At 62.1% G+C, this 22,588-nt stretch carries 23 protein-coding genes; 14 read left to right on the top strand and 9 right to left on the bottom strand.

Annotated elements, in window-relative coordinates; translation table 11 throughout:
* Positions 1–31: 31 nt before the first annotated feature.
* The 11 genes from zapE to uxuA all read left to right on the top strand — a co-directional run bounded on the left by zapE (position 32) and on the right by uxuA (position 13,707).
* Complete coding sequence (gene zapE / locus AC3YMN_RS02500; protein WP_489888802.1) at positions 32–1,144, top strand: cell division protein ZapE; 1,113 nt, start codon at positions 32–34, stop codon at positions 1,142–1,144.
* Between the two features lies 1 nt (position 1,145).
* Positions 1,146–1,637, top strand: coding sequence for a P-loop NTPase family protein (locus AC3YMN_RS02505; RefSeq protein ID WP_489888803.1), 492 nt, complete (start codon positions 1,146–1,148; stop codon positions 1,635–1,637).
* Between the two features lie 88 nt (positions 1,638–1,725).
* Entirely contained in the window at positions 1,726–2,688 is a 963-nt protein-coding gene (gene mdh, locus AC3YMN_RS02510; RefSeq protein WP_489888804.1) for a malate dehydrogenase, read from the top strand.
* Positions 2,689–2,850: 162 nt separating this feature from the next.
* The gene (gene sucC / locus AC3YMN_RS02515) at positions 2,851–4,047 is read left to right on the top strand and encodes an ADP-forming succinate--CoA ligase subunit beta (RefSeq protein ID WP_489888805.1); all 1,197 of its coding nucleotides are present in this window, start codon (positions 2,851–2,853) and stop codon (positions 4,045–4,047) included.
* A 33-nt stretch (positions 4,048–4,080) separates the two neighbouring features.
* Positions 4,081–4,989 (top strand): succinate--CoA ligase subunit alpha, encoded by a 909-nt coding sequence (sucD, locus tag AC3YMN_RS02520; protein ID WP_127753811.1) that lies wholly within the window; start codon positions 4,081–4,083, stop codon positions 4,987–4,989.
* 210 nt (positions 4,990–5,199) lie between these two features.
* Complete coding sequence (locus AC3YMN_RS02525) at positions 5,200–8,202, top strand: 2-oxoglutarate dehydrogenase E1 component (protein WP_489888806.1); 3,003 nt, start codon at positions 5,200–5,202, stop codon at positions 8,200–8,202.
* 10 nt (positions 8,203–8,212) lie between these two features.
* Positions 8,213–9,493, top strand: coding sequence for a 2-oxoglutarate dehydrogenase complex dihydrolipoyllysine-residue succinyltransferase (gene odhB, locus AC3YMN_RS02530; protein ID WP_489888807.1), 1,281 nt, complete (start codon positions 8,213–8,215; stop codon positions 9,491–9,493).
* A 154-nt stretch (positions 9,494–9,647) separates the two neighbouring features.
* Complete coding sequence (locus AC3YMN_RS02535; RefSeq protein WP_489888808.1) at positions 9,648–10,112, top strand: hypothetical protein; 465 nt, start codon at positions 9,648–9,650, stop codon at positions 10,110–10,112.
* A 197-nt stretch (positions 10,113–10,309) separates the two neighbouring features.
* Positions 10,310–11,716 carry a dihydrolipoyl dehydrogenase gene (gene lpdA, locus AC3YMN_RS02540; protein WP_489888809.1) on the top strand — a complete coding sequence of 469 codons (1,407 nt, stop codon included), beginning with the start codon at positions 10,310–10,312 and terminating at the stop codon, positions 11,714–11,716.
* Positions 11,717–11,806: 90 nt separating this feature from the next.
* A complete protein-coding gene (locus AC3YMN_RS02545; protein ID WP_489888810.1) occupies positions 11,807–12,421 on the top strand; it encodes a trimeric intracellular cation channel family protein in 615 nt (204 codons plus the stop codon).
* A gap of 65 nt (positions 12,422–12,486) precedes the next feature.
* Positions 12,487–13,707: a mannonate dehydratase gene (gene uxuA, locus AC3YMN_RS02550; protein WP_489888811.1), complete on the top strand. Its 1,221-nt coding sequence runs from the start codon at positions 12,487–12,489 to the stop codon at positions 13,705–13,707.
* Here uxuA and AC3YMN_RS02555 read toward each other — a convergent pair.
* From AC3YMN_RS02555 to AC3YMN_RS02590, 8 genes are all read right to left on the bottom strand, one after another.
* Entirely contained in the window at positions 13,704–14,846 is a 1,143-nt protein-coding gene (locus AC3YMN_RS02555; protein ID WP_489888812.1) for a succinylglutamate desuccinylase/aspartoacylase family protein, read from the bottom strand. The genes uxuA and AC3YMN_RS02555 overlap by 4 nt on opposite strands.
* A 4-nt stretch (positions 14,847–14,850) precedes the next feature.
* The gene (locus tag AC3YMN_RS02560) at positions 14,851–15,585 is read right to left on the bottom strand and encodes an ABC transporter permease (RefSeq protein WP_489888813.1); all 735 of its coding nucleotides are present in this window, start codon (positions 15,583–15,585) and stop codon (positions 14,851–14,853) included.
* A complete protein-coding gene (locus AC3YMN_RS02565) occupies positions 15,585–16,397 on the bottom strand; it encodes an ABC transporter permease subunit (RefSeq protein ID WP_489888814.1) in 813 nt (270 codons plus the stop codon). Before AC3YMN_RS02565 ends, AC3YMN_RS02560 begins: the two co-directional genes overlap by 1 nt.
* Before the next feature lie 75 nt (positions 16,398–16,472).
* Entirely contained in the window at positions 16,473–17,225 is a 753-nt protein-coding gene (locus AC3YMN_RS02570) for a transporter substrate-binding domain-containing protein (RefSeq protein ID WP_489888815.1), read from the bottom strand.
* Positions 17,226–17,254: 29 nt separating this feature from the next.
* Complete coding sequence (locus tag AC3YMN_RS02575) at positions 17,255–18,049, bottom strand: ABC transporter ATP-binding protein (protein WP_489888816.1); 795 nt, start codon at positions 18,047–18,049, stop codon at positions 17,255–17,257.
* A 142-nt stretch (positions 18,050–18,191) separates the two neighbouring features.
* The gene (locus AC3YMN_RS02580) at positions 18,192–19,169 is read right to left on the bottom strand and encodes a sensor histidine kinase (protein ID WP_489888817.1); all 978 of its coding nucleotides are present in this window, start codon (positions 19,167–19,169) and stop codon (positions 18,192–18,194) included.
* Positions 19,170–19,261: 92 nt separating this feature from the next.
* Entirely contained in the window at positions 19,262–19,426 is a 165-nt protein-coding gene (locus AC3YMN_RS02585) for a DUF1328 family protein (protein WP_127753798.1), read from the bottom strand.
* A gap of 114 nt (positions 19,427–19,540) precedes the next feature.
* Positions 19,541–20,335, bottom strand: coding sequence for a response regulator (locus tag AC3YMN_RS02590; RefSeq protein WP_127753797.1), 795 nt, complete (start codon positions 20,333–20,335; stop codon positions 19,541–19,543).
* A 165-nt stretch (positions 20,336–20,500) separates the two neighbouring features.
* On the opposite strand from AC3YMN_RS02590, the gene AC3YMN_RS02595 reads away from it, so the two are divergent.
* Together AC3YMN_RS02595 and AC3YMN_RS02600 are read left to right on the top strand one after the other, a co-directional pair.
* A complete protein-coding gene (locus tag AC3YMN_RS02595) occupies positions 20,501–20,701 on the top strand; it encodes a NepR family anti-sigma factor (RefSeq protein WP_348983115.1) in 201 nt (66 codons plus the stop codon).
* Complete coding sequence (locus AC3YMN_RS02600; protein ID WP_489888818.1) at positions 20,688–21,260, top strand: RNA polymerase sigma factor; 573 nt, start codon at positions 20,688–20,690, stop codon at positions 21,258–21,260. Before AC3YMN_RS02595 ends, AC3YMN_RS02600 begins: the two co-directional genes overlap by 14 nt.
* Here the strand turns inward: AC3YMN_RS02600 and AC3YMN_RS02605 are convergent.
* A complete protein-coding gene (locus AC3YMN_RS02605; protein WP_127753795.1) occupies positions 21,257–21,625 on the bottom strand; it encodes a hypothetical protein in 369 nt (122 codons plus the stop codon). The genes AC3YMN_RS02600 and AC3YMN_RS02605 overlap by 4 nt on opposite strands.
* Before the next feature lie 189 nt (positions 21,626–21,814).
* On the opposite strand from AC3YMN_RS02605, the gene AC3YMN_RS02610 reads away from it, so the two are divergent.
* A complete protein-coding gene (locus AC3YMN_RS02610; protein ID WP_172123918.1) occupies positions 21,815–22,507 on the top strand; it encodes a Crp/Fnr family transcriptional regulator in 693 nt (230 codons plus the stop codon).
* Positions 22,508–22,588 lie beyond the last annotated feature (81 nt).

A 22,588-nucleotide genomic window follows, 5' to 3' on the forward strand; every position in this document is an offset into this window, starting at 1 on the left:
TGACCCATCCGCATCGTCCCAGTCGGGGCCGGTGAGCGCTGCTTATGCGGCGCTTGTCGCGCGTGGCGGTTTGAGCCGCGATCCCGCCCAGGAACAGGCGGCGGGATTACTGGACGGTATTGCCACTGCGCTCGACGCTTCGGCTTCCGGAGGCTTTCTGGCCCGGTGGCTCGACAAGCCGCAGCCCGTCAAGGGGCTCTACCTTTATGGCGAGGTGGGACGCGGCAAGACCATGCTGATGGATCTGTTCTACGAGGCGACGGAAATCCCGCAGAAGCGGCGGGTGCATTTCCATGCCTTCATGGACGAGATCCACGCGGGCATTGCCGCGTTCCGCAAGCGCGCCAAGGCCAAGGGTGATGATAGCGATCCGGTGGAAGCGGTGGTGCGGCCCATCCTCAAGGGTGGGTTGCGGCTGCTGTGCCTCGATGAATTTCACGTGCACGATATCACCAATGCCATGCTGCTCAACCGGCTGTTTGAAAAGCTGTTTGCGGGCGGGGTGACGCTGGTGGCCACGTCCAATGTGGTGCCGGAGCGGCTGTATGAGAACGGGCTCAACCGCGAGTTGTTCTTGCCGTTTATTGCGTTGCTCAAACAGTATACGACGGTGGCGCCACTCGACGCGGAACAGGATTACCGGCGGCTCAAATTTGCCGGCCAGCAGGTATTTGCCTTCGGGACCGGGCCGGAAACCAAGGCGGCGATGGACCGGTTATGGTTGCGCCTGACCGGTGGCGAGGCGGGGCGGCCGACCACGATCCACAGCACCGGGCGCGAAATTGCCGTGCCGCTCGCGGCGCGCGGCGCTGCCCGGTTCGGCTTTCCCGATCTCTGCGAGAAGCCCTTGGGTTCGCGCGACTTTGTGCGGATTGCTCAGAGTTTTGACGCCATGATCATTGATGGCGTGCCGCAGATGGACCGCACCAAGAGCGATGCGGCCAAACGTTTTATCCTGCTGATCGACAATCTCTATGACCGCGGCGTCAAGCTGGGCGCGAGCTTTGCGGCTCCGCTGGCTGAACTGGGGCGCGACGATCGCACGGCGTTTGAGTTCGAGCGTACGGTATCGCGGCTGGTCGAGATGCAGTCGGAAGAATATCTCGGCAAGGCGTTGCGCGACGTCGGGGTGGCCGAGCACTGAGATGGAACGCATCATGATCATTGGTGCGCCGGGTGCGGGAAAGACATGGTTGGCAGGCCAAATTTCGGCCAAGCTCGGGTTGCCGGTGATCTCGGTTGACCAATTTGTGCATGACAGGGGTGGCAAGCTTCGGCCTGCTGACACCATCGACCGGGATGTCAGGGCTGCGGCAGAGCTGCCGCGCTGGATTATCGAGGGCGGTAATACCCGAACCTATGGGGACAGAGTTGCCCGTGCAGACTGCGTGAACCGCCTCAAGCTGCCGCGATTGCTGCGGCTGTGGCGGCTGTGGAGCCGTGAGGGCGTTAACCTTGGCCTGTGGCGCGGCGCCTGGAGCTATGAGCGCGTGCTCGGAGACAGGGACGAAGCGGTGCTTAGCGCGGCCGGTGGCACCCCGGTATTTGATCTTCGATCAGCGGCTGCGGCGCAGGGTTTTCTGCGCATCCTTCCATGCCCGCTCGGCATGGGGGCTTCCCCCATGGGCAAGGGATGAGGGGGAGTTTAGACGAAGGGTTCACTTGCCCCTGTGACGCGACAGGGTTAAGAGGTGCGCCAATTCAACGCAGTGGGGATTGAGGCTTATGGCGCGCAACAAGATCGCTCTTATCGGCTCGGGACAGATCGGCGGAACGCTCGCTCACCTGGCAGCGCTCAAGGACCTGGGCGATATCGTGCTGTTCGACATCGTCGATGGCGTGCCCCAGGGCAAGGCGCTGGACATTTCCCAGTCTGCACCGGTGGAAGGCTATGACGCCAAGATCACCGGCACCTCCGAATACAAGGACCTCGCGGGGGCCGATGTGGTGATCGTCACCGCCGGCGTGCCGCGCAAGCCCGGCATGAGCCGCGACGATCTGCTCGAAATCAACCTCAAGGTGATGGAGCAGGTGGGCGCGGGCATTGCCAAATACGCACCCGACGCTTTTGTGATCTGCATCACCAACCCGCTCGACGCCATGGTCTGGGCGCTGCAGAAGTTCTCGGGCCTGCCCACCAACAAGGTGATCGGCATGGCCGGCGTGCTCGACAGCTCGCGCTTTGTGCATTTCATCGCCGATGAGCTCAATGTTTCGGTCGAAGACGTCAATGCGTTCGTACTGGGCGGGCATGGCGACACCATGGTGCCGCTGGCGCGCTATTCCACTGTCGCGGGCATTCCGCTGACCGATATCGTCAAGATGGGCTGGATGAGCCGCGAAAAGCTCGACGCCATCATCCAGCGCACCCGCGATGGCGGCGCCGAGATCGTGGGCCTGCTCAAGACCGGTTCGGCATTCTATGCGCCGGCAACCTCTGCCATTGCGATGGCCGAAAGCTATCTCAAGGACAAGAAGCGCGTGCTGCCTGCAGCGGCGTTCCTCAACGGCGAGTATGGCGTCAAGGGCACCTATGTGGGCGTGCCGGTGGTGATCGGGGCCAATGGCGCCGAAAAGATCATCGAGATCGCACTCAATGGCGCCGAGCAGAAGGCATTCGACAGCTCGGTGGACGCCGTCGAAGGCCTGATCGAGGCCTGCAAGAAGATCGCACCCAAGCTGGCCTGATGGTACTCCGAGCGCTCCCGCCGGGCGCCTAGCGCAGATTTCTGCGCTTCCGGTGCTCACGTACTCAACGTACGCTGCGCTCCGGTTCTCGACATCCACGCTATCCGCCGCGGCGGATAGCCCCCAGAGCACCATCAGGTGCCCCACACAGGGTTCAAGCAAATGAACATTCACGAACACCAGGCCAAAGAGCTGCTGAAGTCCTACGGTGCGCCCGTGGCTGGAGGCGTTGTGATTTTTTCGGCTGACGAGGCGGAAGCCGCGGCCAAGAAGCTGCCCGGGCCGCTTTATGTGGTCAAGTCGCAGATCCATGCCGGCGGACGCGGCAAGGGCAAGTTCAAGGAACTTGGGCCCGACGCCAAGGGCGGCGTGCGGCTGGCCCGTTCGATCGACGAGGTGAAGGCATTCGCCAAGGAGATGCTGGGCAACACGCTCGTGACCAAGCAGACCGGCGATGCGGGCAAGCAGGTTAATCGCCTTTATATCGAAGACGGTGCCGACATCGCGCGCGAGCTGTATTGCTCGCTGCTGGTCGATCGCAGCAGCAGCCGGGTGGCTTTCGTGGTGTCCACCGAAGGCGGCATGGATATTGAAGCGGTTGCCGAGCACACGCCCGAAAAGATCATCTCGGTGGCGATCGACCCGCAGACGGGTGTGACCGAAGCCGATGTGGCCAAGATCGCCGATGCGCTGGCGCTCGAAGGCGACGCCAAGGCGGACGCCGCCAAGCTGTTCCCCATTCTCTACAAGGCGTTTGTCGAGACGGATATGAGCCTGCTCGAGGTCAATCCGCTGATCGTGATGACCGATGGTCATCTGCGGGTGCTCGACGCCAAGGTGAGCTTCGATAACAACGCCGCCTTCCGCCACCCCGAGCTCAAGGAGCTGCGCGACCTTTCGGAAGAAGACGAAAAGGAAATCGAGGCGTCCAAGTACGACCTGGCCTATGTGGCGCTTGATGGCAATATCGGCTGCATGGTGAACGGGGCGGGCCTTGCCATGGCTACTATGGACATCATCAAGCTCTATGGCGCCGAGCCGGCGAACTTCCTCGATGTGGGCGGTGGCGCGACCAAGGAAAAGGTCACGGCAGCGTTCAAGATCATCACCGCCGATCCGGCAGTGGAAGGCATCCTCGTCAACATCTTTGGCGGCATCATGCGCTGCGATGTGATCGCCGAAGGCGTGATCGCTGCGGTCAAGGAAGTGGGCCTGCAGGTGCCGCTGGTGGTGCGCCTCGAGGGTACCCGGGTCAAGGAAGGCAAGGAGATCCTCAACCAGTCGGGTCTCAACGTCATCTCCGCCGATGACCTTGACGACGCTGCCCAGAAGATCGTCGCCGCGGTCAAGGCCGCCTGATCCCCCCACACGATTAAAGCGTAGGCCCAAACCATGTCCATTCTCGTCAACAAAGACACCAAGGTCCTCGTGCAGGGGCTGACCGGCAAGACCGGCACGTTCCATACCGAACAGGCGCTGGCCTATTACGGCACCAAGATGGTGGGTGGTGTTAACCCCAAGAAGGCCGGGGAAACCTGGACCAGCGGGCTCGATGCTTCGGCGTCGCTGCCCGTGTTCGCCTCGGTTGCCGAAGGCAAGGAGCGCACCGGCGCCACCGCATCGGTGATCTATGTGCCGCCTCCGGGTGCTGCTGCGGCCATCGAGGAAGCCATCGATGCGGAAATCCCGCTGATCGTGTGCATCACCGAGGGCATTCCGGTGCTCGACATGGTGCGGGTCAAAGCCAAGCTCGAAAAGAGCAAGTCGCGCCTCCTGGGCCCGAACTGCCCCGGCGTTTTGACGCCAGAGGAATGCAAGATCGGCATCATGCCCGGCTCGATCTTCTCCAAGGGCTCGGTGGGTATTGTTTCGCGCTCGGGCACGCTTACCTATGAGGCAGTGTTCCAGACCACGAATGAGGGCCTGGGGCAGACCACGGCAGTCGGTATCGGCGGTGACCCGGTCAAGGGCACCGAGTTCATCGACATGCTCGAAATGTTCCTGGCTGACGAAGCGACCAAGTCGATCATCATGATCGGCGAAATCGGTGGTTCGGCCGAAGAGGATGCGGCGCAGTTCCTGATCGATGAAGCCAAGCGCGGCCGCAAGAAGCCGATGGCCGGCTTTATCGCGGGCCTGACCGCTCCGGCCGGGCGCACGATGGGCCATGCCGGCGCGGTGATCTCGGGCGGCAAGGGCGGCGCGCAGGACAAGATTGCGGCCATGGAAGCGGCGGGGATCAAAGTATCCAAGTCCCCGGCGCGGATCGGCAAGACCTTGGCGGAAGTGCTCAAGGGCTGATGGGGCAATAGAACCCCAACTCGGTCCCGTTTTCGCCATTGAGTGATGTTAGGGACCAGCAAGTGGGCCGGGCGGCGGCGCTCCAGGGCGCCGTCTCGCTTAACAAGATGCTCACGAAACTCGGTTAAGGCTTCGTATTCGGACTACAGGTAAGCCGGGCTGGCCGGCTTGTTGAGAAGGATGGCGGGGCGTGGGCCTCGCATAAAAGCGATGACACGACAGGAAAAGAACGACACGTTCTTGCTGACCTCGTTTCTTTACGGGGGCAATGCCGACTATATCGAACAGCTGTATTCCCGCTTCAAGGCCGATCCAAACAGTGTCGACGAGACCTGGAAGAGCTTTTTCGGCAAACTCGAAGACAGTGATGCCGACGCCATAAAGAGCGCGGAGGGCCCGAGCTGGGGCCGCACGGACTGGCCCCAGACCCCGCGCAGCGATCTCGTGAGCGCGCTCGACGGTAATTGGGGCGAGATCGCCGTCAAGACCGAAAAGGCTGTCACCAAGAAGGCCGAAGCTGCTGGCGTTCCGGCGGCTAGCGCTGCGGATGTGGTGCAGGCGACCCAGGATTCCATTCGCGCCATCATGATGATCCGCGCTTATCGCATGCGCGGGCATCTGCATGCAGATCTTGATCCGCTCAAGCTGCAGGTGCGCGAGCCCGCGCCCGAGCTCGACCCGCGGAGCTATGGCTTCACCGAGGCCGATTACAGCCGCAAGATCTTTATCGACAACTATCTGGGGCTGGAATACGCCACCATCCCCGAGATGCTGGCCATTCTGCAGCGCACCTATTGCGGCACGCTCGGCATCGAATTCATGCACATCTCCGATCCCGAGGCCAAGGCCTGGATTCAGGAGCGCATCGAAGGGCCCGACAAGGAAATCACCTTCACCCCCGAGGGCAAGAAGGCGATCCTCAACAAGCTGATCGAGGCAGAAGGCTTCGAAAAGTTTATCGATGTGAAATATACCGGCACCAAGCGCTTCGGCCTTGATGGCTCGGAAGCGCTGATCCCGGCGCTCGAGCAGATCATCAAGCGCGGCGGTGCGCTGGGCATCAAGGACATCGTGCTGGGCATGGCCCACCGCGGGCGCCTCAATGTGCTGACCCAGGTCATGGGCAAGCCGCATCGCGCACTGTTCCACGAATTCAAGGGTGGCGCATTCTACCCCGAGGATGTGGAAGGCTCGGGCGACGTCAAGTATCACCTAGGCGCATCCTCGGACCGCGAGTTCGATGGCAACAAGGTGCACCTGTCGCTGACTGCCAATCCGAGCCATCTCGAGATCGTTGATCCCGTGGTGCTGGGCAAAGCACGCGCCAAGCAGGACCAGCATATTTCGCCCGATGGCAAGCTGATCAATATCGCCACTGACGGTAAGCCGGATCGCTCCATGGTGCTGCCATTGCTGCTGCATGGCGATGCCGCCTTTGCCGGGCAGGGTGTGATTGCCGAGTGCCTGGGGCTTTCGGGCCTTAAGGGGCACCGCACCGGCGGTTCGGTGCATTTCGTCATCAACAACCAGATCGGGTTCACCACGAGCCCGAAATTTTCCCGCTCCTCGCCCTATCCGACCGATGTCGCCAAGATGATCGAGGCGCCGGTGCTGCATGTGAACGGCGATGATCCGGAAGCCGTGGTGTTTGCCACCAAGGTCGCGATCGAGTTCCGCCAGCGCTTTGGCCGGCCGGTCGTCATCGACATGTTCTGCTATCGCCGCTTCGGTCACAACGAAGGCGATGAGCCAAGCTTCACCCAGCCGCTGATGTACACCAAGATCCGCGGGCACAAGACCACGCTCGAGATCTATGGCGAAAAGCTGATCGGGGAAGGCCTCGTCACCGCCGAGGAGATCGACGCGCTCAAGGCGGAATGGCGCAGCAAGCTCGAAGCCGAGTTCGAGGCCGGGCAGGACTATCGGCCCAACAAGGCCGACTGGCTCGATGGCGCCTGGAAGAACTTCAAGCCGGCCGAGCAGGAAGGTCCGCGTCGCGGCCATTCCGGCGCCGAAGTGGATCGCCTGCACCAGATCGGCACCGCGCTGACCAAGGTGCCGGAAGGCTTCAACGTCCACAAGACCGTCAAGCGGTTCCTCGATAACCGGCTCGCCGCGATTGAGTCGGGGGAAGGCATCGACTGGGCGACTGCCGAGGCATTGGCCTTTGGCACGCTGGTGACCGAGGGTCATCCGGTGCGCCTGTCGGGCCAGGATGTGGAGCGTGGCACGTTCAGCCAGCGCCATTCCGTGCTCAACGACCAGATGGTTGACGGCAAGACCTTTACGCCGCTGAACAACCTGGCTCCCGATCAGAGCCGCTACGAAGTCATCAACTCGATGCTCTCGGAAGAAGCGGTGCTTGGCTTTGAATATGGCTATTCGCTTTCCGAGCCCCGGGCGCTGACGATCTGGGAAGCCCAGTTCGGCGACTTCGTGAACGGCGCTCAGGTGGTGATCGACCAGTTCATCTCCTCGGGCGAACGCAAGTGGTTCCGCATGTCGGGACTCGTGATGCTGTTGCCGCATGGCTATGAAGGGCAGGGCCCCGAGCACTCCTCGGCGCGTCCCGAGCGCTTCCTGCAGCTTTGCGCTGAAGACAATATGCAGGTCGCCAACTGCACGACGCCGGCCAACTATTTCCATGCGCTGCGCCGGCAGGTGACCCGTGATTTCCGCAAGCCGCTGATCCTGATGACCCCCAAGTCGCTGCTGCGGCATAAGCGGGCAACTTCGGGCTTGGCTGAGATGGGCGCCGACTCCTGCTTCCATCGCCTGCTCTGGGACGATGCCGAAGCGCCCGGTGCACCCAAGACCAGCATCAAGCTGGTGGCGGACGACAAGATCCGGCGCGTCGTGCTGTGCACCGGCAAGGTGTATTACGACCTCCTGGAAGAGCGCGAAAAGCGCGGCATCGACGATGTGTATCTGTTGCGCATCGAGCAGCTTTATCCGTTCCCGGCCAAGGCACTGCTCGATGAACTCGGGCGGTTCGGCAATGCCGAGATCATCTGGTGTCAGGAAGAACCCAAGAATATGGGGGCCTGGGCGTTTATCCAGCCCTATGTGGAATGGGTATTCGACCAGATGGGCCGCAACGGCCAGCGGGTGCGCTATACCGGGCGCCCGGCTTCCGCCTCCACGGCAACGGGCCTGATGCGCACGCATCTGGCACAGCTGCAAGCCTTCCTCGACGAAGCTTTCGCACAATAAGGGACTGACAATGTCGACAGAAATCCGCGTGCCGACGCTCGGCGAAAGCGTTACCGAAGCCACTATAGGGCAATGGTTCAAGAAGGTCGGCGATGCGATCGCCGCCGATGAACCCGTGGTGGAGCTGGAAACCGACAAGGTGACCATTGAAGTGCCGGCCCCTGCCGCCGGCGTGCTCGAAGCGATTGCGGCCCAGCCCGGCGATACCGTCGATGTGGGCGCGCTGCTGGGTGCGATCGGCGCTGCCGGTGCGACGGCAACCGCCAAGCCAGCTCCCGCCGCCAAGGCAGCCGAGGCGCCAAAGCCTGCCGCAGCGCCTGCTGCCGGTCAGGCCGATCCGGCGCTTGGCCACCAGACCAGCCGCGAAGCTCCGGCTCCGGCGGCCAGCAGCGGTTCGGCGACGGCCAGCCCCTCGGCCCAGAAGCTCATGACCGAGAACAATCTGGGCACGGGCGATCTCAACGGTTCGGGCAAGCGCGGGCAAGTGCTCAAGGAAGACGTGCTGGCGGCGATCAGCCGCGTTGGCACCGCTCCTGCCGCCGAAGCCAAAGCGCCAGCGGCTGCGCGGGCACCCGTCGCGGCAGATGATGCCGCGCGCGAAGAGCGGGTGAAGATGACCCGGCTGCGCCAGACCATTGCCCGCCGGCTCAAGGACGCGCAGAACACCGCCGCCATGCTGACCACCTTCAACGAGGTGGACATGAAGCCAGTGATGGACTTGCGCGCCTCCTACAAGGAGCTGTTCGAGAAAAAGCACGGCGTCAAGCTTGGCTTCATGGGCTTTTTCACCAAGGCGGTGGTGCATGCGCTCAAGGAGATCCCCTCGATCAATGCCGAGATCGATGGCGATGAGCTGATCTACAAGCAGTACGCCCATATCGGCGTGGCCGTGGGCACCGAGAAGGGCCTCGTGGTGCCGGTGGTGCGCGATGCCGACCAGATGAGCATTGCCGAGATCGAGAAGTCGATCAACGCACTGGGCAAGAAGGCGCGCGACGGGCAGTTGTCCATGGCCGACATGCAGGGCGGCACCTTCACCATCTCCAATGGTGGTGTCTACGGCTCTCTGATGTCGACGCCAATCCTCAATGCGCCGCAGTCGGGCATTCTGGGCATGCACAAGATCCAGGAGCGCCCGGTTGTGGTCGGGGGACAGGTTGTCGTTCGGCCGATGATGTATCTGGCCCTGAGCTATGATCACCGGATCGTTGATGGCAAGGAAGCGGTGACCTTCCTCGTGCGCGTCAAGGAAAGCCTGGAGGCTCCCGAGCGCCTCGTTCTCGATCTCTGATGGAGCCACAAATCACACGCTTGAATGGAGGCCCGCTTCGGCGGGCCTTTGTTTTATGTGGTCACGTTGGCGTGGGGCGGGTGGCGGGTAACGCTTTGCTAAGCTCTAACCGGTTTCTACGGGGGCTGGGGCGTTGCAGTGTGGAGTTGAGTGTTTGAAGAAGATCCCTGTCATTGCCTTGTGCCTGTTGCTGTCCGTTTCTGCCTGGGCGCAGGAGGCCATCGAACCAGCGACTGCTGTTCCCGATCCGGCCCTTGTGGGCGAGTTGATGGCGTTCCACGGCTCGGAAGCGATCGTTTCGGCGATGACCACCCATTGCTATGAAAATACCGGGCTAGACAGCGCCTATGAGACGGCGCGCGACAACTGGTATTTGCGCAATATCGGTTTTCTGGACCTTGCTGACCGGGTGATCGCGCGGCTGGGGGGCGGGGAGCCGGGCCAGCTCGAGGCGGCCGAGACTTATGGCGGCACCCAGATCATGAGCGCCTATAACAGCGCCGACGACAAACGGGCCTTTTGCCAAAGCTTTCTCGAGCGGGTGGAAAGCGGCGAGCTCGATATCGACAAGCAATTGCCCGAGCCGCTCAAGCAGGCCCAGGAAATTGCCTCGCGTTGAGGCTGGCGTGGGCAGCGGGAGTGCTGCGTTTTGCCAATTCGCTTTTGCCGCGACTCCCGCTAGTAGACGACAGTGTCCGGCGAGGCTTTTCCGCGCTCTAGCGGTGGTTAAATCTCCTCCCCGACATTACATCTAGCCGCAGGCCGCCAGCGTGACTGGGGCTGAACAGCAGTTGCAGGATTTTTGGGGCTATCACTATGGCAGATATATTCGACCTCATCATCATCGGCTCGGGCCCTGGCGGCTATGTGGCAGCCATTCGGGCGGCACAGCTGGGCATGAAGGTCGGCGTGGTGGAGAAGTGGCCGACGCTGGGCGGCACCTGCCTCAATATCGGCTGCATTCCCTCCAAGGCACTGCTGCATGCTTCCGAGCTGTTTGATGAAGCCGGGCATGGCTTTTCTCAACTGGGGATCGACATTCCCGCGCCCAAGCTCAACCTGCCACAGATGATGAAGCACAAGACCGATACGGTGGCGAGCAATGTCGGCGGGGTGGATTATCTGTTCAAGAAGAACAAGGTCACCGTGCTGCGCGGCACCGGCTCAATCGTCGGCCAGGGCAGGGTGCGCGTAACGCCGGAAAGCGGCGAGGCCAGCGAGGTCGAGGCCAAGGCCATTGTGATCGCCACAGGTTCGGTTTCTGCCAACCTGCCGGGGATCGAGATTGACGAAAAGCGCGTGGTCACCTCGACCGGGGCGCTGACGCTCGACAAGGTGCCAAGCAAGCTGCTGGTGATCGGGGCCGGCGTGATCGGGCTCGAGCTTGGCTCGGTCTGGGCGCGCCTTGGGGCCAAGGTCACCGTGGTGGAATATCTCGACCGCATCCTGCCGGGCATGGACAGCGAAGTGGCGCGGCAGTTCCAGCGCATTCTCGCCAAGCAGGGCATCGAGTTCAAGCTGTCGAGCAAGGTCGCGGGGATCGACAAATCAGGCGCTGCGCTGCAGGTGCGGGTCGAGCCGGCGCAGGGCGGCGAGGCCGAGGTGCTGGAAGCCGATGTGGCGCTGGTGGCGATCGGGCGCAAGCCGTTCACCCAAGGGCTGGGGCTCGAAGAAGCGGGCGTGGCGCTCGATGAACGCGGGCGCGTGCGCGTCGATGCGCATTACAAGACTTCGGTCGAGGGCATCTATGCCATCGGCGATGTGATCGAAGGGCCGATGCTGGCGCACAAGGCCGAGGACGAGGGCATTGCCGTGGCCGAGATCCTGGCGGGGCAGGCGGGCCACGTCAATTACGGCGCCATCCCGGCCGTGGTTTACACCAATCCTGAAGTGGCGAGCGTCGGCAAGACCGAGGACGAGCTCAAGGCCGAAGGCATCGAATACAAGATCGGCAAATTCCCCTTCACGGCCAATGGTCGTGCCAAGGCGATGCTGGCGACCCAGGGCTTCGTCAAGATCCTGGCCGATGTGGAAACCGATCGCGTGCTGGGCGCCCACATCGTGGGCAAGAATGCTGGCGAGATGATCCACGAGCTGGTGACGCTGATGGAATTCTCTGGGGCGGCGGAAGACCTCGCCCGAACCACCCATGCGCACCCGACGCTATCGGAAGCGGTACGCGAAGCGGCGTTGTCGCTGGGTGATGGCGCCATCCATATCTAGGTCCCGAGGCGGCGGGCGTCCCGCCGCATTGGACATGAGGACTAGGTTCTGTAACGTGCCGGAGCGCATCTTGCGCTTCGGAGCCCGTTCATGCTGACCCTGCTTTCTTATGTCGCGATCGCCGCCCAGGCGATGACGGCTGCGTTGACGGCTGGGCAGCGCAGCATGGATTGGTTCGGCGTTTGCGTGTTGGCCTGCGTGACGGCGCTTGGCGGCGGTACGGTGCGCGACATCGTGTTGGGACATTATCCGCTGTACTGGGTGGCCAACCCCTATGTCTTGTTGTTGGCCTGCGGAGCGGCACTCCTTACCATCGCCCTGGCGCAATTTGTCGACCGGCTGCGCTGGCCGTTCCTCTTGCTGGATGCGCTGGGTCTCGTGGTGTTCACCATCATCGGCTGCAATGTGGCGATGCAATTGGGCAGCCATCCCATCATCGTGCTGGTTTCGGGCATGGTGACCGGCATCGTCGGCGGCGTCCTGCGGGACGTGTTGTGCAACGACGTTCCGCTGGTCTTCCGCAGTGAGCTTTATGCGACCGTGTCTTTGGCGACAGCGGCGGTATATTATCTGGGGCTCAAGGCAGGCCTGAACGCGGAACTGGTCAGTGTCGCGGCGGCTTCCTTCGGCTTTGCGTTTCGCGTTGCCGCGCTGATTTGGCACTGGAACATGCCCAAGTTTGTCTATGATAAAGATTTGCGCTGACGCATAGGGACTTCCGTCCCTAACCCCCTTATGGCATTGAGCTACCATACAAGTGGGAGTGTGGAATGCGACAAACTTGGCGGTGGTTCGGTCCCCAGGATCTGACCAGCATTGACGATATCACCCAGGCTGGCGCGCAAGGTGTCGTCAGCGCGCTGCATCACGTACCCAATGGGGTGGTGTGGACGCCCGAGGAGATCCGCAAGCGGCACCAGGAAATCGGCACCCGCAAGGATGGCACGCCTTCGGGTCTCACCTGGGACGTGGTGGAAAGCCTGCCCGTTTCCGAGGACATCAAGAAACAGAAGAACGGCTGGCGCGAGCATATCGCCAATTACAAGATTTCGCTCCGGCACCTGGCGGAAAGCGGCATCGAGGTGGTGTGCTACAATTTCATGCCGGTGCTGGATTGGACGCGGACCGATCTGCGCTTCACCGTCGCCAATGGCGCTTCCTGCATGCGCTTTGACATCAATGATTTTGCGGCCTTCGACATTCATATTCTCGAGCGGCCGGGCGCTGGCGCCGACTACAGCAATGCCATTGCCGATGAGGCCGGGCGGCGCTTTGCCGAGCTGGACGAAGATGGCAAGAAGCAGCTGGCGCGCAATGTGACCATGGGGCTGCCGGGCTCAACGGAGTCGATGACGCTCGACGATGTGCGCGCCCACCTGGCGGAATATGGCCAGATCAGCGCCGAACAGTTGCGGGCCCATTTCATCGACTTCCTCGAGGAAGTGGTACCGACGGCCGAGGAGTTGGGCGTGCGGCTCTGCTGCCATCCCGACGATCCCCCGTTCGCGCTGCTGGGCCTGCCGCGGGTGATGTCGACCGAAGCGGATTACACCACCATCCTGCAGGCGGTGGATAGCCACGCCAATGGCATGACGCTGTGCTCGGGTTCGCTGGGGGCACGGCCGGACAACGACCTGCCGGGCATGATGGAGCGGCTGGGAAGCCGGGTGCACTTCCTGCATCTGCGCAACGTCAAGCGGGACATCGACGACGTCATTGGCTCGTTTTTCGAGAGCGAGCATCTGGGCGGGGATGTGGACATGGTGGCCCTTATCGCCGCTATCGTGCGCGAGGAGAACCGGCGCCGCATTGCCGGGCGGAGCGACCACACCATTCCCATGCGCCCCGATCATGGGCAGGACATTCTCGATGACCTCAACCGGCGGGCGCAGCCGGGTTACCCGACGATTGGCCGCATGAAGGGGTTGGCGGAACTGCGCGGGGTGATGACCGCGTTCGAGCATCGGGAACTGGGACTAGCGGCGCGCTAGTCTTCCAGCAGATAGGCGCCGGCGCGGGTGGGCAGGATGGTGGAGCCGACGATCTTGGCGATACCCGCGCCGCGCCGGACATATTTGGCCGAAACGCGCGAGAGCACGATGCCGCTCGTTCCGGCGAGGATCGGGCGGCGGGCCATGAAGGCCTCCGGGCCATCCATGGCGATGAGATCGGCCACGGGCTGGCCGGCCTCGACATGTTCACCCAGCTCGACCCGGTAGGCGAGGAGCCCGGGTGCATCGACGCGCAGCACTTCGGTGGCTTCAAAGGGCGTGGGGCCAGGAGCGGGGACGGGTGCTGCCGCGGGCGCCGCGTCGATCAAGCCGCGGCCAGCAAAGAAATTGAACAGCCCCAGAGCGTCCTGGTGGCCGAAATGGTCGAAGCTGTCGGCGCGGCCGCGATATTCAAGGGTTGCGGCCTCGACGGCCACCGGAACGGGGTGGTCGGGATTTGCAGCCGCCGCCTTGCGGTAGAGCGAGGGTAAGACCTCGTCAAAGGAGCCACCGCCACTGTCCTCGGCAGTAAGGGTCGCGGCAACGCCCATCCAGTCGGCGAGGTCCTGCAAGCCCGGCATCAGTTCGGGCGAAGTGAAGATGTGCTTGAGGCTGTCGTCGTCGCAATGCAGGTCGAGCACGAGATCGGCGGCAGCGGCGGACCGCAGGACTTGGAGGCGCAGCTGCTGGGCGGCGGAGCTGGGGATTTGTTCGTCAATCCAGGCGGCAACAGCTGAGCGGATGGCGGCGATATTGGCGGTGGGGTCGTCGCTCAGCCGGCCGGCGAGGGCATGGGCGACCAGCGGGTAGAGATCGGGCCAGCGGCGATTGTAGTTGACCCCGGTTTCGGTGTCGTGGCGCCCGATATGGTGCCGCAGCGAGCGGTTGGCGAGCCCGAGCGGGTTGACCGAGGGGAAGATGGTGAAGCGGGCACGCAGGGCGGCATCCACGTCGGCGTCGCGCAGCATGGGCAAAAGGTGATGCAGCGCCATGGTGCCCGGCTGTTCATCGGCATGGAGGGCGGCTTGCAGATGGACGGCGCGGGGCGCGTCGGCCGGGCCGGCCGTGTACCAGAAGAGCTCGGTGCTGGTGCCGGGGATGTCGCCGGAAAGGGTGGTGCGGTGGAGCTCGAAGGTCATGGGTTCAGCGCATCCATTTGGGGGCAAAGCGCAGCTTGGGCTGGTTGGGCATGTGCCGCATCAGGCGGCGGTACACGAGGTCGAACACGAAAAAGACGGTGAGTGAAACCACGAGGAAATACAACGCGGCCACCGAGAAGTGGAGGAAAACGTTGTAGTCGCGCTCGAACAGCTCCTTGGCCGTGACCATCAGGTCCTTTTGCTGGCCGATTACCGGCAGGGCGAAATAGACGATGGCCGTGGCGTGGAAGAGGAAGACGACCTCATTGGTATAGGCCGGCCAGGCCAGGCGGATGGCGCTGGGCCAGATGACGGAGCGGAACTGTTGCCAGCGGCTCATGCCAAAGGCGCGGGCGGCTTCCACCGAGCCGCGCGGCACGGCGCGCAGGGCGCCGTAAAAGATTTCGGCGGTGTAGGCGGCGGTGTTGAGGGTCAGCACGACCGGGCCGATGAAGAGGGGATGGAGCACCAGCCAGGAGATGCCCCATGGCTTCCAAAGGCTGATATTGAGCGAGAGGGCCAGCGAATAGAACATGAAGAACTGGATAAAGAGCGGAGAGCCGCGGAAGGCATAGATATAGCCGCGGCAAAGGCGCGACAGCAGCGGATTGCGCGCGTTCTTGCCCATGGCCAGCAAAACCGCCAGCACGAAGCCGATGGGGATGGATGACGCGGCGAAATAGATATTGAACCAGACGGCGGGCCAGAACAGCGCCAGTTCAGCGAAAAAGCGCTCCATCAGCTGTGGCCCTCGCTGATGATGCCGCGCCCGACTCGGCGTGTGATGGCGGCAAAGGCCTTTTCGGAGAGGAAGGTCACGAGGATATAGAAGACGAAGAGAACGAGGTAATAGCGCCAGCGCCAATCGTCATGCACCAGCCCGACGGTGGGCAGGAAATTGGGGGCGCCGAGCCGATCGGCCCACAGGACGATGTCGGCGATCTGTAGCAAGGACAGCAGGGATGTCGCCTTGATGATCAGCATCCAGACATTGGAAAGGCCGGGCAGGGCATAGACCCACATCTGGCGGATCTGAAAGCGCCAGAGCACCTGACGGGCCGAAAAGCCGAAGGCCTGAGCGGCTTCGAGCTGGCCCTTGGGCACAGAGCGCAGGGCGCCGTGGATTACCGTGCTGGCGAATGCGCCGTAAACAAGCCCGAGTGAGACGGAAGCGAGGACGAGGTATTCGGGCGTCCCCAGGAGCCAGTTTGCGCCGGGACAGGGCGGCCAGGCTGCAGCTTGGGCCGCGATGTCCTCGGGTGAGCAAACCTGCTTGGCCAGCAGCCACTCCATGCCTTGTTCGAAGGCCAGGGGGAAAAACAGGAAAAACAACACATCAGGTACGCCGCGCACGATGTTGGCGTAAAAACCACCGACAAGCCGCAGCGGCAGGAAGCGCGAATTGCGGAATGTGGCCCCGAGCAATCCAAAGATCACGGCCAGAGTGCCGCCGGCCAAAGCGGCAAAGATCGTGAACTGGAAGCTCGCATACCAGGTGAGGTGCTTGCCATTGGTCAGATAAGCCAGCCAGAAGGCGATGTCTTCGCTCATAGATAAGGGCTGACCGGGCAAGAGGAGGAGACTTGGCGAGAAGCCGGGGCAGGGTGCCTGCCCCGGAGCAATGGTTTATTGGGCGAAGTAGGGACCGCGGCCTTCGAACCACTTGGCGATCAGATGGTCAACGGTGCCGTCGGCCTTGAGGGCCGCAAGGGCGCCATCAAGCGTTGCCTTGAGTTCGGTATCTTCCTTGCGGATGCCACCGCCGATGCCCTCGCCGATGAGGACATCTTCGCCAACGAACTCGATCCCGCCGCCCGAGGCATTCACGACAGGCTCGAGATAGGCCCCGTCGGCAAAGATGACGTCGAGATTGCCACCAGCCAAATCGGCCATCGCCTGATCGGCGGTGGTGAAGGACAGGATGGTATTGCCTTCAGCCATGTTCTGCTCGGCGTAAGCGGCCTGGATGGTGCCGCCCTGAACGCCGATGCGCACGCCGCTGAGGTTGGCGAAATCCAGATCAGCGCCGGCAGGGGCAGCGAAGCGCGACGGATCGGGCGGGAAGTAGTTGTCGGTGAAGCCGATCGACTCGCGGCGCTCATCGGTGATCGACATGCCCGCCATGATCAGGTCGTAGTTACCGGCAAGCAGGTTGGGGATGATGGAGTCCCAATCATTGATAACCCATTCGCAGGTGAGGCCCGCCTGTTCGCAGATGGCATTACCCAACTCGATCTCATAGCCAGCGGGAGCGCCTGAGTCATCGAGGTAGTTCCAAGGGGCATAGGCACCTTCGGTGGCGATGCGCAGGGTTTCCTGGGCTTGAACGGCTCCGGAAAGCGACAGGGTCGCGAGCGCCGCCAGCAGTAATTTTTTCATTGTCGTCTCCGTTTTCGCTGATGTGCTGCCTAGCTGTGCTGGGCAGCGTTGAAGAATTGCCTGAGCCGAGCGGATCTGGTGAAGTTGAAAACCTCCTCGGGCGTACCTTCTTCCTCGATGCAGCCCTGATGCAGGAAGATAACGCGGTCCGAGACCGAGCGGGCGAATTCCATGTCATGGGTCACAAGGATCATGGTGCGGCCTTCATCAGCCAAGACCTTGATGACGCGCAGAACCTCTACCTGTAATTCGGGGTCGAGTGCCGAGGTCGGTTCATCAAACAACATGACGCGGGGATTGATGCAGAGGGCGCGGGCGATGGCGGCGCGCTGCTGCTGGCCGCCCGAAAGCTGGGCCGGGTAGCTCATGGCCTTATCGGCGATGCCTACTTTATCGAGCATGGCGAGAGCTTCACGCTCCACTTCGGCGCGGCCGCGTTTTTGCACCACGAGCGGCGCTTCCATGACGTTCTGGAGGATCGTCATATGTGCCCAGAGATTGAAGGACTGGAACACCATGCCGAGCTCCGAGCGGATGCGGCGGATCTGCTCTTCATTGGCGATGCGGCGATGTGAGCCCTCGCCGCGCAGGGCAATGGGTTCACCGTCGATGCAAACAGTGCCGCGCTCGGGCACTTCGAGCATGTTGATGCAGCGCAGCAGCGTCGACTTGCCCGAACCAGACGAGCCGATCAGAGATATGACCTCGCCTTCATAAGCGGCAAAGGAAATGCCCTTGAGCACTTCTAGTGCGCCGAAGGATTTATGCAGGTCCTGGAGCTGCACCACCGGGGATCGAGCCCCAGCGGGCTGAGTTTGCGTCATACTTACCTTGGGTCCGTGGCGGCCGGCAGCCGCTCTGGTCATGTGCTCGTTTTTGAGGCTCGCTCCTCAATTCGCAATCAAGAAATGCAAATCCACGGCAATAAGCAAGGGAAAACGCGTGTTTGCGGCTGCATGACTGCGTTCAAGCGCCGAACTGGTCGGCCGGGACGCGCAGTCGGTAGCTCAGCCGGTCCTCGTCGATGGTGAAGCTGGCGGTGCCCCCGACAGAAAGCGGCACGATGCGCTCGAGCACCATGGTGCCGAAGCGGGGCGCCTGGCGGGTTTTTTCGGTGTCGATGCCCGTTTCCTGCCACTCGATGAGGAGGGATGGGGGCTGCTCGTCCTCCTGGCTTACCTGCGCGTCGATCCAGACATGCCCCATCTGGCCATCCGAAAGCGCGCCGTGAAAGACGGCGTTAGCGGCAAGTTCATGGATGGCGAGACCGATATGCAGGGCAGCGTTGGGCCCGAGCAGGGGATTGTCTCCGGTCAGGCGCATCTCCTTGAGCATGGCCGAACTCACCCGGGTGAGCTGTGAGGTCACAAGCGACTGGAAGTGCGTGCCCTGCCAATTGCTTTCGGTCACAAGGTCCTGCGTGCTGGAAAGCGCGTGCAGGCGGCCGCGGAACTTGTCGAGGAAGTCCTTGATGCCCCCGCTGTGGTGGGCGGTCTGCATCGCGACGCTTTGCACGATCGCAAGGAGATTCTTGGAGCGGTGACTGACTTCACGCAGCAGCGCGGCGATGGCGGCCTCGCGGCTGCGCTCGTCGGTGATATCATTGAGGACGATGATAACCCCGTCGCTGTCGGGCAGGAACCGGCCCTCGAACTGTCGGCGGCGGGGGCCGTCAGGCAGCTCGAAGGTGTTGGTTTGCACTTGGCCGGTGGCGCGGCAATCGGCAACGGCCTCGGCAAAGCTTGACGCGACGGATTCGGGCAATAGCTCCCGTTCGGTGCTGCCAATGATCGGGCAGTTGGCCCAGGCGGAGGGAAGATTTTCAGCCAGATCGAAACGGCCCTGGGAGTTGTGGTGCAAGATGGTGATCCCTTGCCCCGCCAGTCCGGCAGACAAGGCGCGCAGCCGCAGAGCTTCGGGGGGCTCGGTAGAGGTGCTCGGCATGGCGTTAACTGCTCACTATTTGCGGCTGCCTCGCAAGCCAAAGGCGCTGAAACAGCGTACGCCTTTGGCTTGCAAGGATCGCCTAGGATGCTTCAGACACGCCGCATAAGGCCGACGACGACAGAACTGGCGACCAGCGCCAGGAACAAAAAGAACAGAAGTTGCGCGGCACCGGCCATCGCGCCAGCGAACCCGCCGAAGCCGATTATGAATGCCAACGCCGCAATGACAAGGAAGACAAGCGCGTAATACAGCATGGGTTTGCTCCCGGACCTGCCAATGCAATGGTAACGGGTGGCCGATAGCGCGGTTCCTGCAAGGCACAAAAAAGGGCCGGGAAAACCCGGCCCGATCAATGGTTTGCAGTACCCTTAGGCTGCAGCGCGCGAACCCTCGTCAAAGAACAAAGCCTGGCTGATAAGGGCTTTGACCATGTCCGGGTTGAAGGGCTTGGTCACGAGGAAAGTTGGCTCGGGACGCTCGCCCGTCAGCAGCCGCTCGGGGAAGGCGGTGATGAAAATCACCGGGACCGAATGGGTGTTGAGAATGTCATTGACCGCGTCGATACCCGAGCTGCCATCGGCGAGCTGAATATCGGCCAGGATCATGCGGGGATTGGTCTGGTTGAAGAGATTGACCGCTTCCTTGTGGGTGCGGGCAACGCTGACCACTTTATGGCCAAGGCTTTCCACCAGCTGCTCGATGTCCATCGCGATCAGTGGCTCATCCTCGATGATCATGATCTCGGTGGCAACCTGCCGGGAGATTTCGACCGAAGCTTCGTCGAGGAGAGCGGCGAATTCGGCGTCCGAGACGGACAGAATTTCCGCCGCTTGCGGATGGGTGAAGCCTTCGACAGCCACGAGCAGGAAGGCCTGGCGGGGGCGGGGGGCAAGGTTGGCAAGGTTGCTGGCAGCGCGCTGCTCCCAGGCGAAGGTGGAGGCAGGCTCGGGAACCTTGACTGCCGAAGACGAGAACAGGGCAGAGAAGAGCTTATAAAGCGCAATCCGGTCGTTTGACGCTTCAGGGAACAATGAGATGTCCGCGATCAGAGCTTCCAGGGTGGCGGCAACATAGGCGTCGCCCGAGGTTTGAGAACCCGTGGTTGCACGGGAAAACCGCCGCAGATACGGCAAGTGCGGAGCGATCCGCGTGGACAAAGTCATTAACAACTCCCAAATGACGCTTGAAGCTTGTGGTGGCCACGATCCGAATAAACGGACCGGTGAAATGAAAGTTCCAATGGCTTGGAACTTTTTTGAGGACGGTGCATTCTACCGACCTAGTGGGCAAATCGGATCAGTTTTATAGGCATGATAAAGGATAATTTTGTGTCCCAGCAACGTATGCGTATGCAGGGGCGGGCGGAGGACGGCTTGGGTCCGAATTCGGACATCGGCTCGCGTCTGCGCGCGCTCTATGGCGCGGTTCAAGACGAGGGCGTACCCGAGCAATTGCTCGATCTTCTTGAGAAACTCGACAGCGCTGAGCAGGCACAATCACGCAAGAATCCTCAACATGGCGGAGAATAACGGCATGGAAGTTGAGGCTCCTTCTTTCAAGCGAGAGATGCTGTCGACCTTGCCGAGCCTGCGTGCATTCGCCGTATCGCTGACGGGCAAGCACGACAAGGCCGACGACCTGGTGCAAGATACCGTCATGAAGGCCTGGGCGAAGCAATCCAGCTTTGAGATGGGCACCAATATCAAGGCCTGGTTGTTCACCATCCTGCGCAATGAGTTCTACAGCCAGATGCGCAAGCGCGGCCGTGAGGTTCAGGACAGCGATGGCGCGTTCACCGAGCGGCTGTCCGTCCATCCCTCGCAATATGGCTCCATGGACCTGCAGGATTTCAAGAAGGCACTGGCCCAATTGCCCGATGACCAGCGCGAAGCGGTGATCCTGATCGGTGCCTCGGGGTTTTCCTATGAGGAAGCCGCAGAAATCTGCGATTGCGCCGTCGGGACCATGAAGAGCCGGGTCAGCCGTGCGCGCACGCGCCTGCAGGACATCCTCAAGATCAGTGGCGAAGCCGATTTCGGTCCCGACGCAGTCTCAACGCAGGTAACCACGTCCAACCACTCGTTCTAGGAACGACCGGCGAGCGCCCCTGTAATGGCGCTCGTCAATTTCTGCTCGGGCACGGGCTTGAGGACCACCGAGACATCCTTCATGCCAGGAACGCCGCGAGCAGTGATGTAGTCGGCTGTGGTGAACACCAGGGGGACTCCGGCCCCGCGCAACCCCTCGCACAGCGCCAGCTCATCGGGGGAGGCGCGCTTGAGATCCACGATCGCCAAGGCGCATGAACTCCACTGGTCCTGGAGCGCGAGGGCTTCATCGACGGAATGCGCCAGGGTTGTTTGACCAACATTAAAAGCTTCCAGCACACGCTGGATGTCCAGCGCGATGAGCAGTTCTTCTTCGACAACGAGAACAGTTTGGCCGGTGAGCATGGCGATCCGATAATGTGAGCCACTCTAATGGCTCCCGGCGCGAATCCTGTCATTAAAGTTTGACATGTGAGGGGGCCGACCCTTAGCTAGCCCGCCAAGGGGCCCCTTTGCTTTTCGCGGTGTTGTTTGAGTCTCGTTCTGCCCAGTTCCGGTCGACGGGTGCCTTGTCAGCAATGCCCATTGCGGGCGATGCCGCGCTTTCGCGAATTCTCCCCTGGCGAGCTGCAATTCATTTCCACCTTCAAGACGGGCGAGCTGATCGCCGAGACCGGCACCACCGTGTTGTCGGAAGGCGTCAACAACGCCCACCTTTATACGGTGCTGTCGGGCTGGGCATTCCGCTACAAGTCCCTGCCGGACGGGCGGCGGCAAATCCTCAACTATGTGCTGCCGGGGGACCTGGTGGGGCTGCAGGGCTCCGTGCTTGGGGAAATGCAGCATTCCGTAGAAGCGCTGTCGCCCATGGTGCTCTGCGTGTTCCAGCGCAATCGGCTGGACGAGGTGTTCCGCAATCATCCGGGGCTGGGCTTTGACGTCACCTGGCTTGCGGCACGCGAAGAGCGGATGCTCGATGAGCACCTGCTCAGCGTAGGCCGGCGCAGTGCCACGGAGCGGGCGGCCTATCTTATTGCGTTCCTTTATCACCGCGCGGCTTCGGTGGGCCTTGCGCCGTCGCGCACGCTGCATATCCCGATTACGCAAAGCCATGTTGCCGATACGCTGGGCTTGTCCATCGTGCATACCAACAAGACGCTGCGCCGGCTGGCCGACCGCATGCTGATTCGATGGCTCGACCGGGCGTGCGACGTGCTGGACCCCGATGGGCTGATGGCATTGGCTGATTGGGACGGGACAGTGGAGCCGAATCGGCCGTTTATCTGAGGATCGGCCTCAAAACCGCCACCCCCATTAACCAAGAGCGTGCCGGGGCCGCGCCAAGCGCATGTTGAAGTGAGGGCAGGT

This window comes from Devosia sp. Z11_6, from assembly GCF_058133665.1.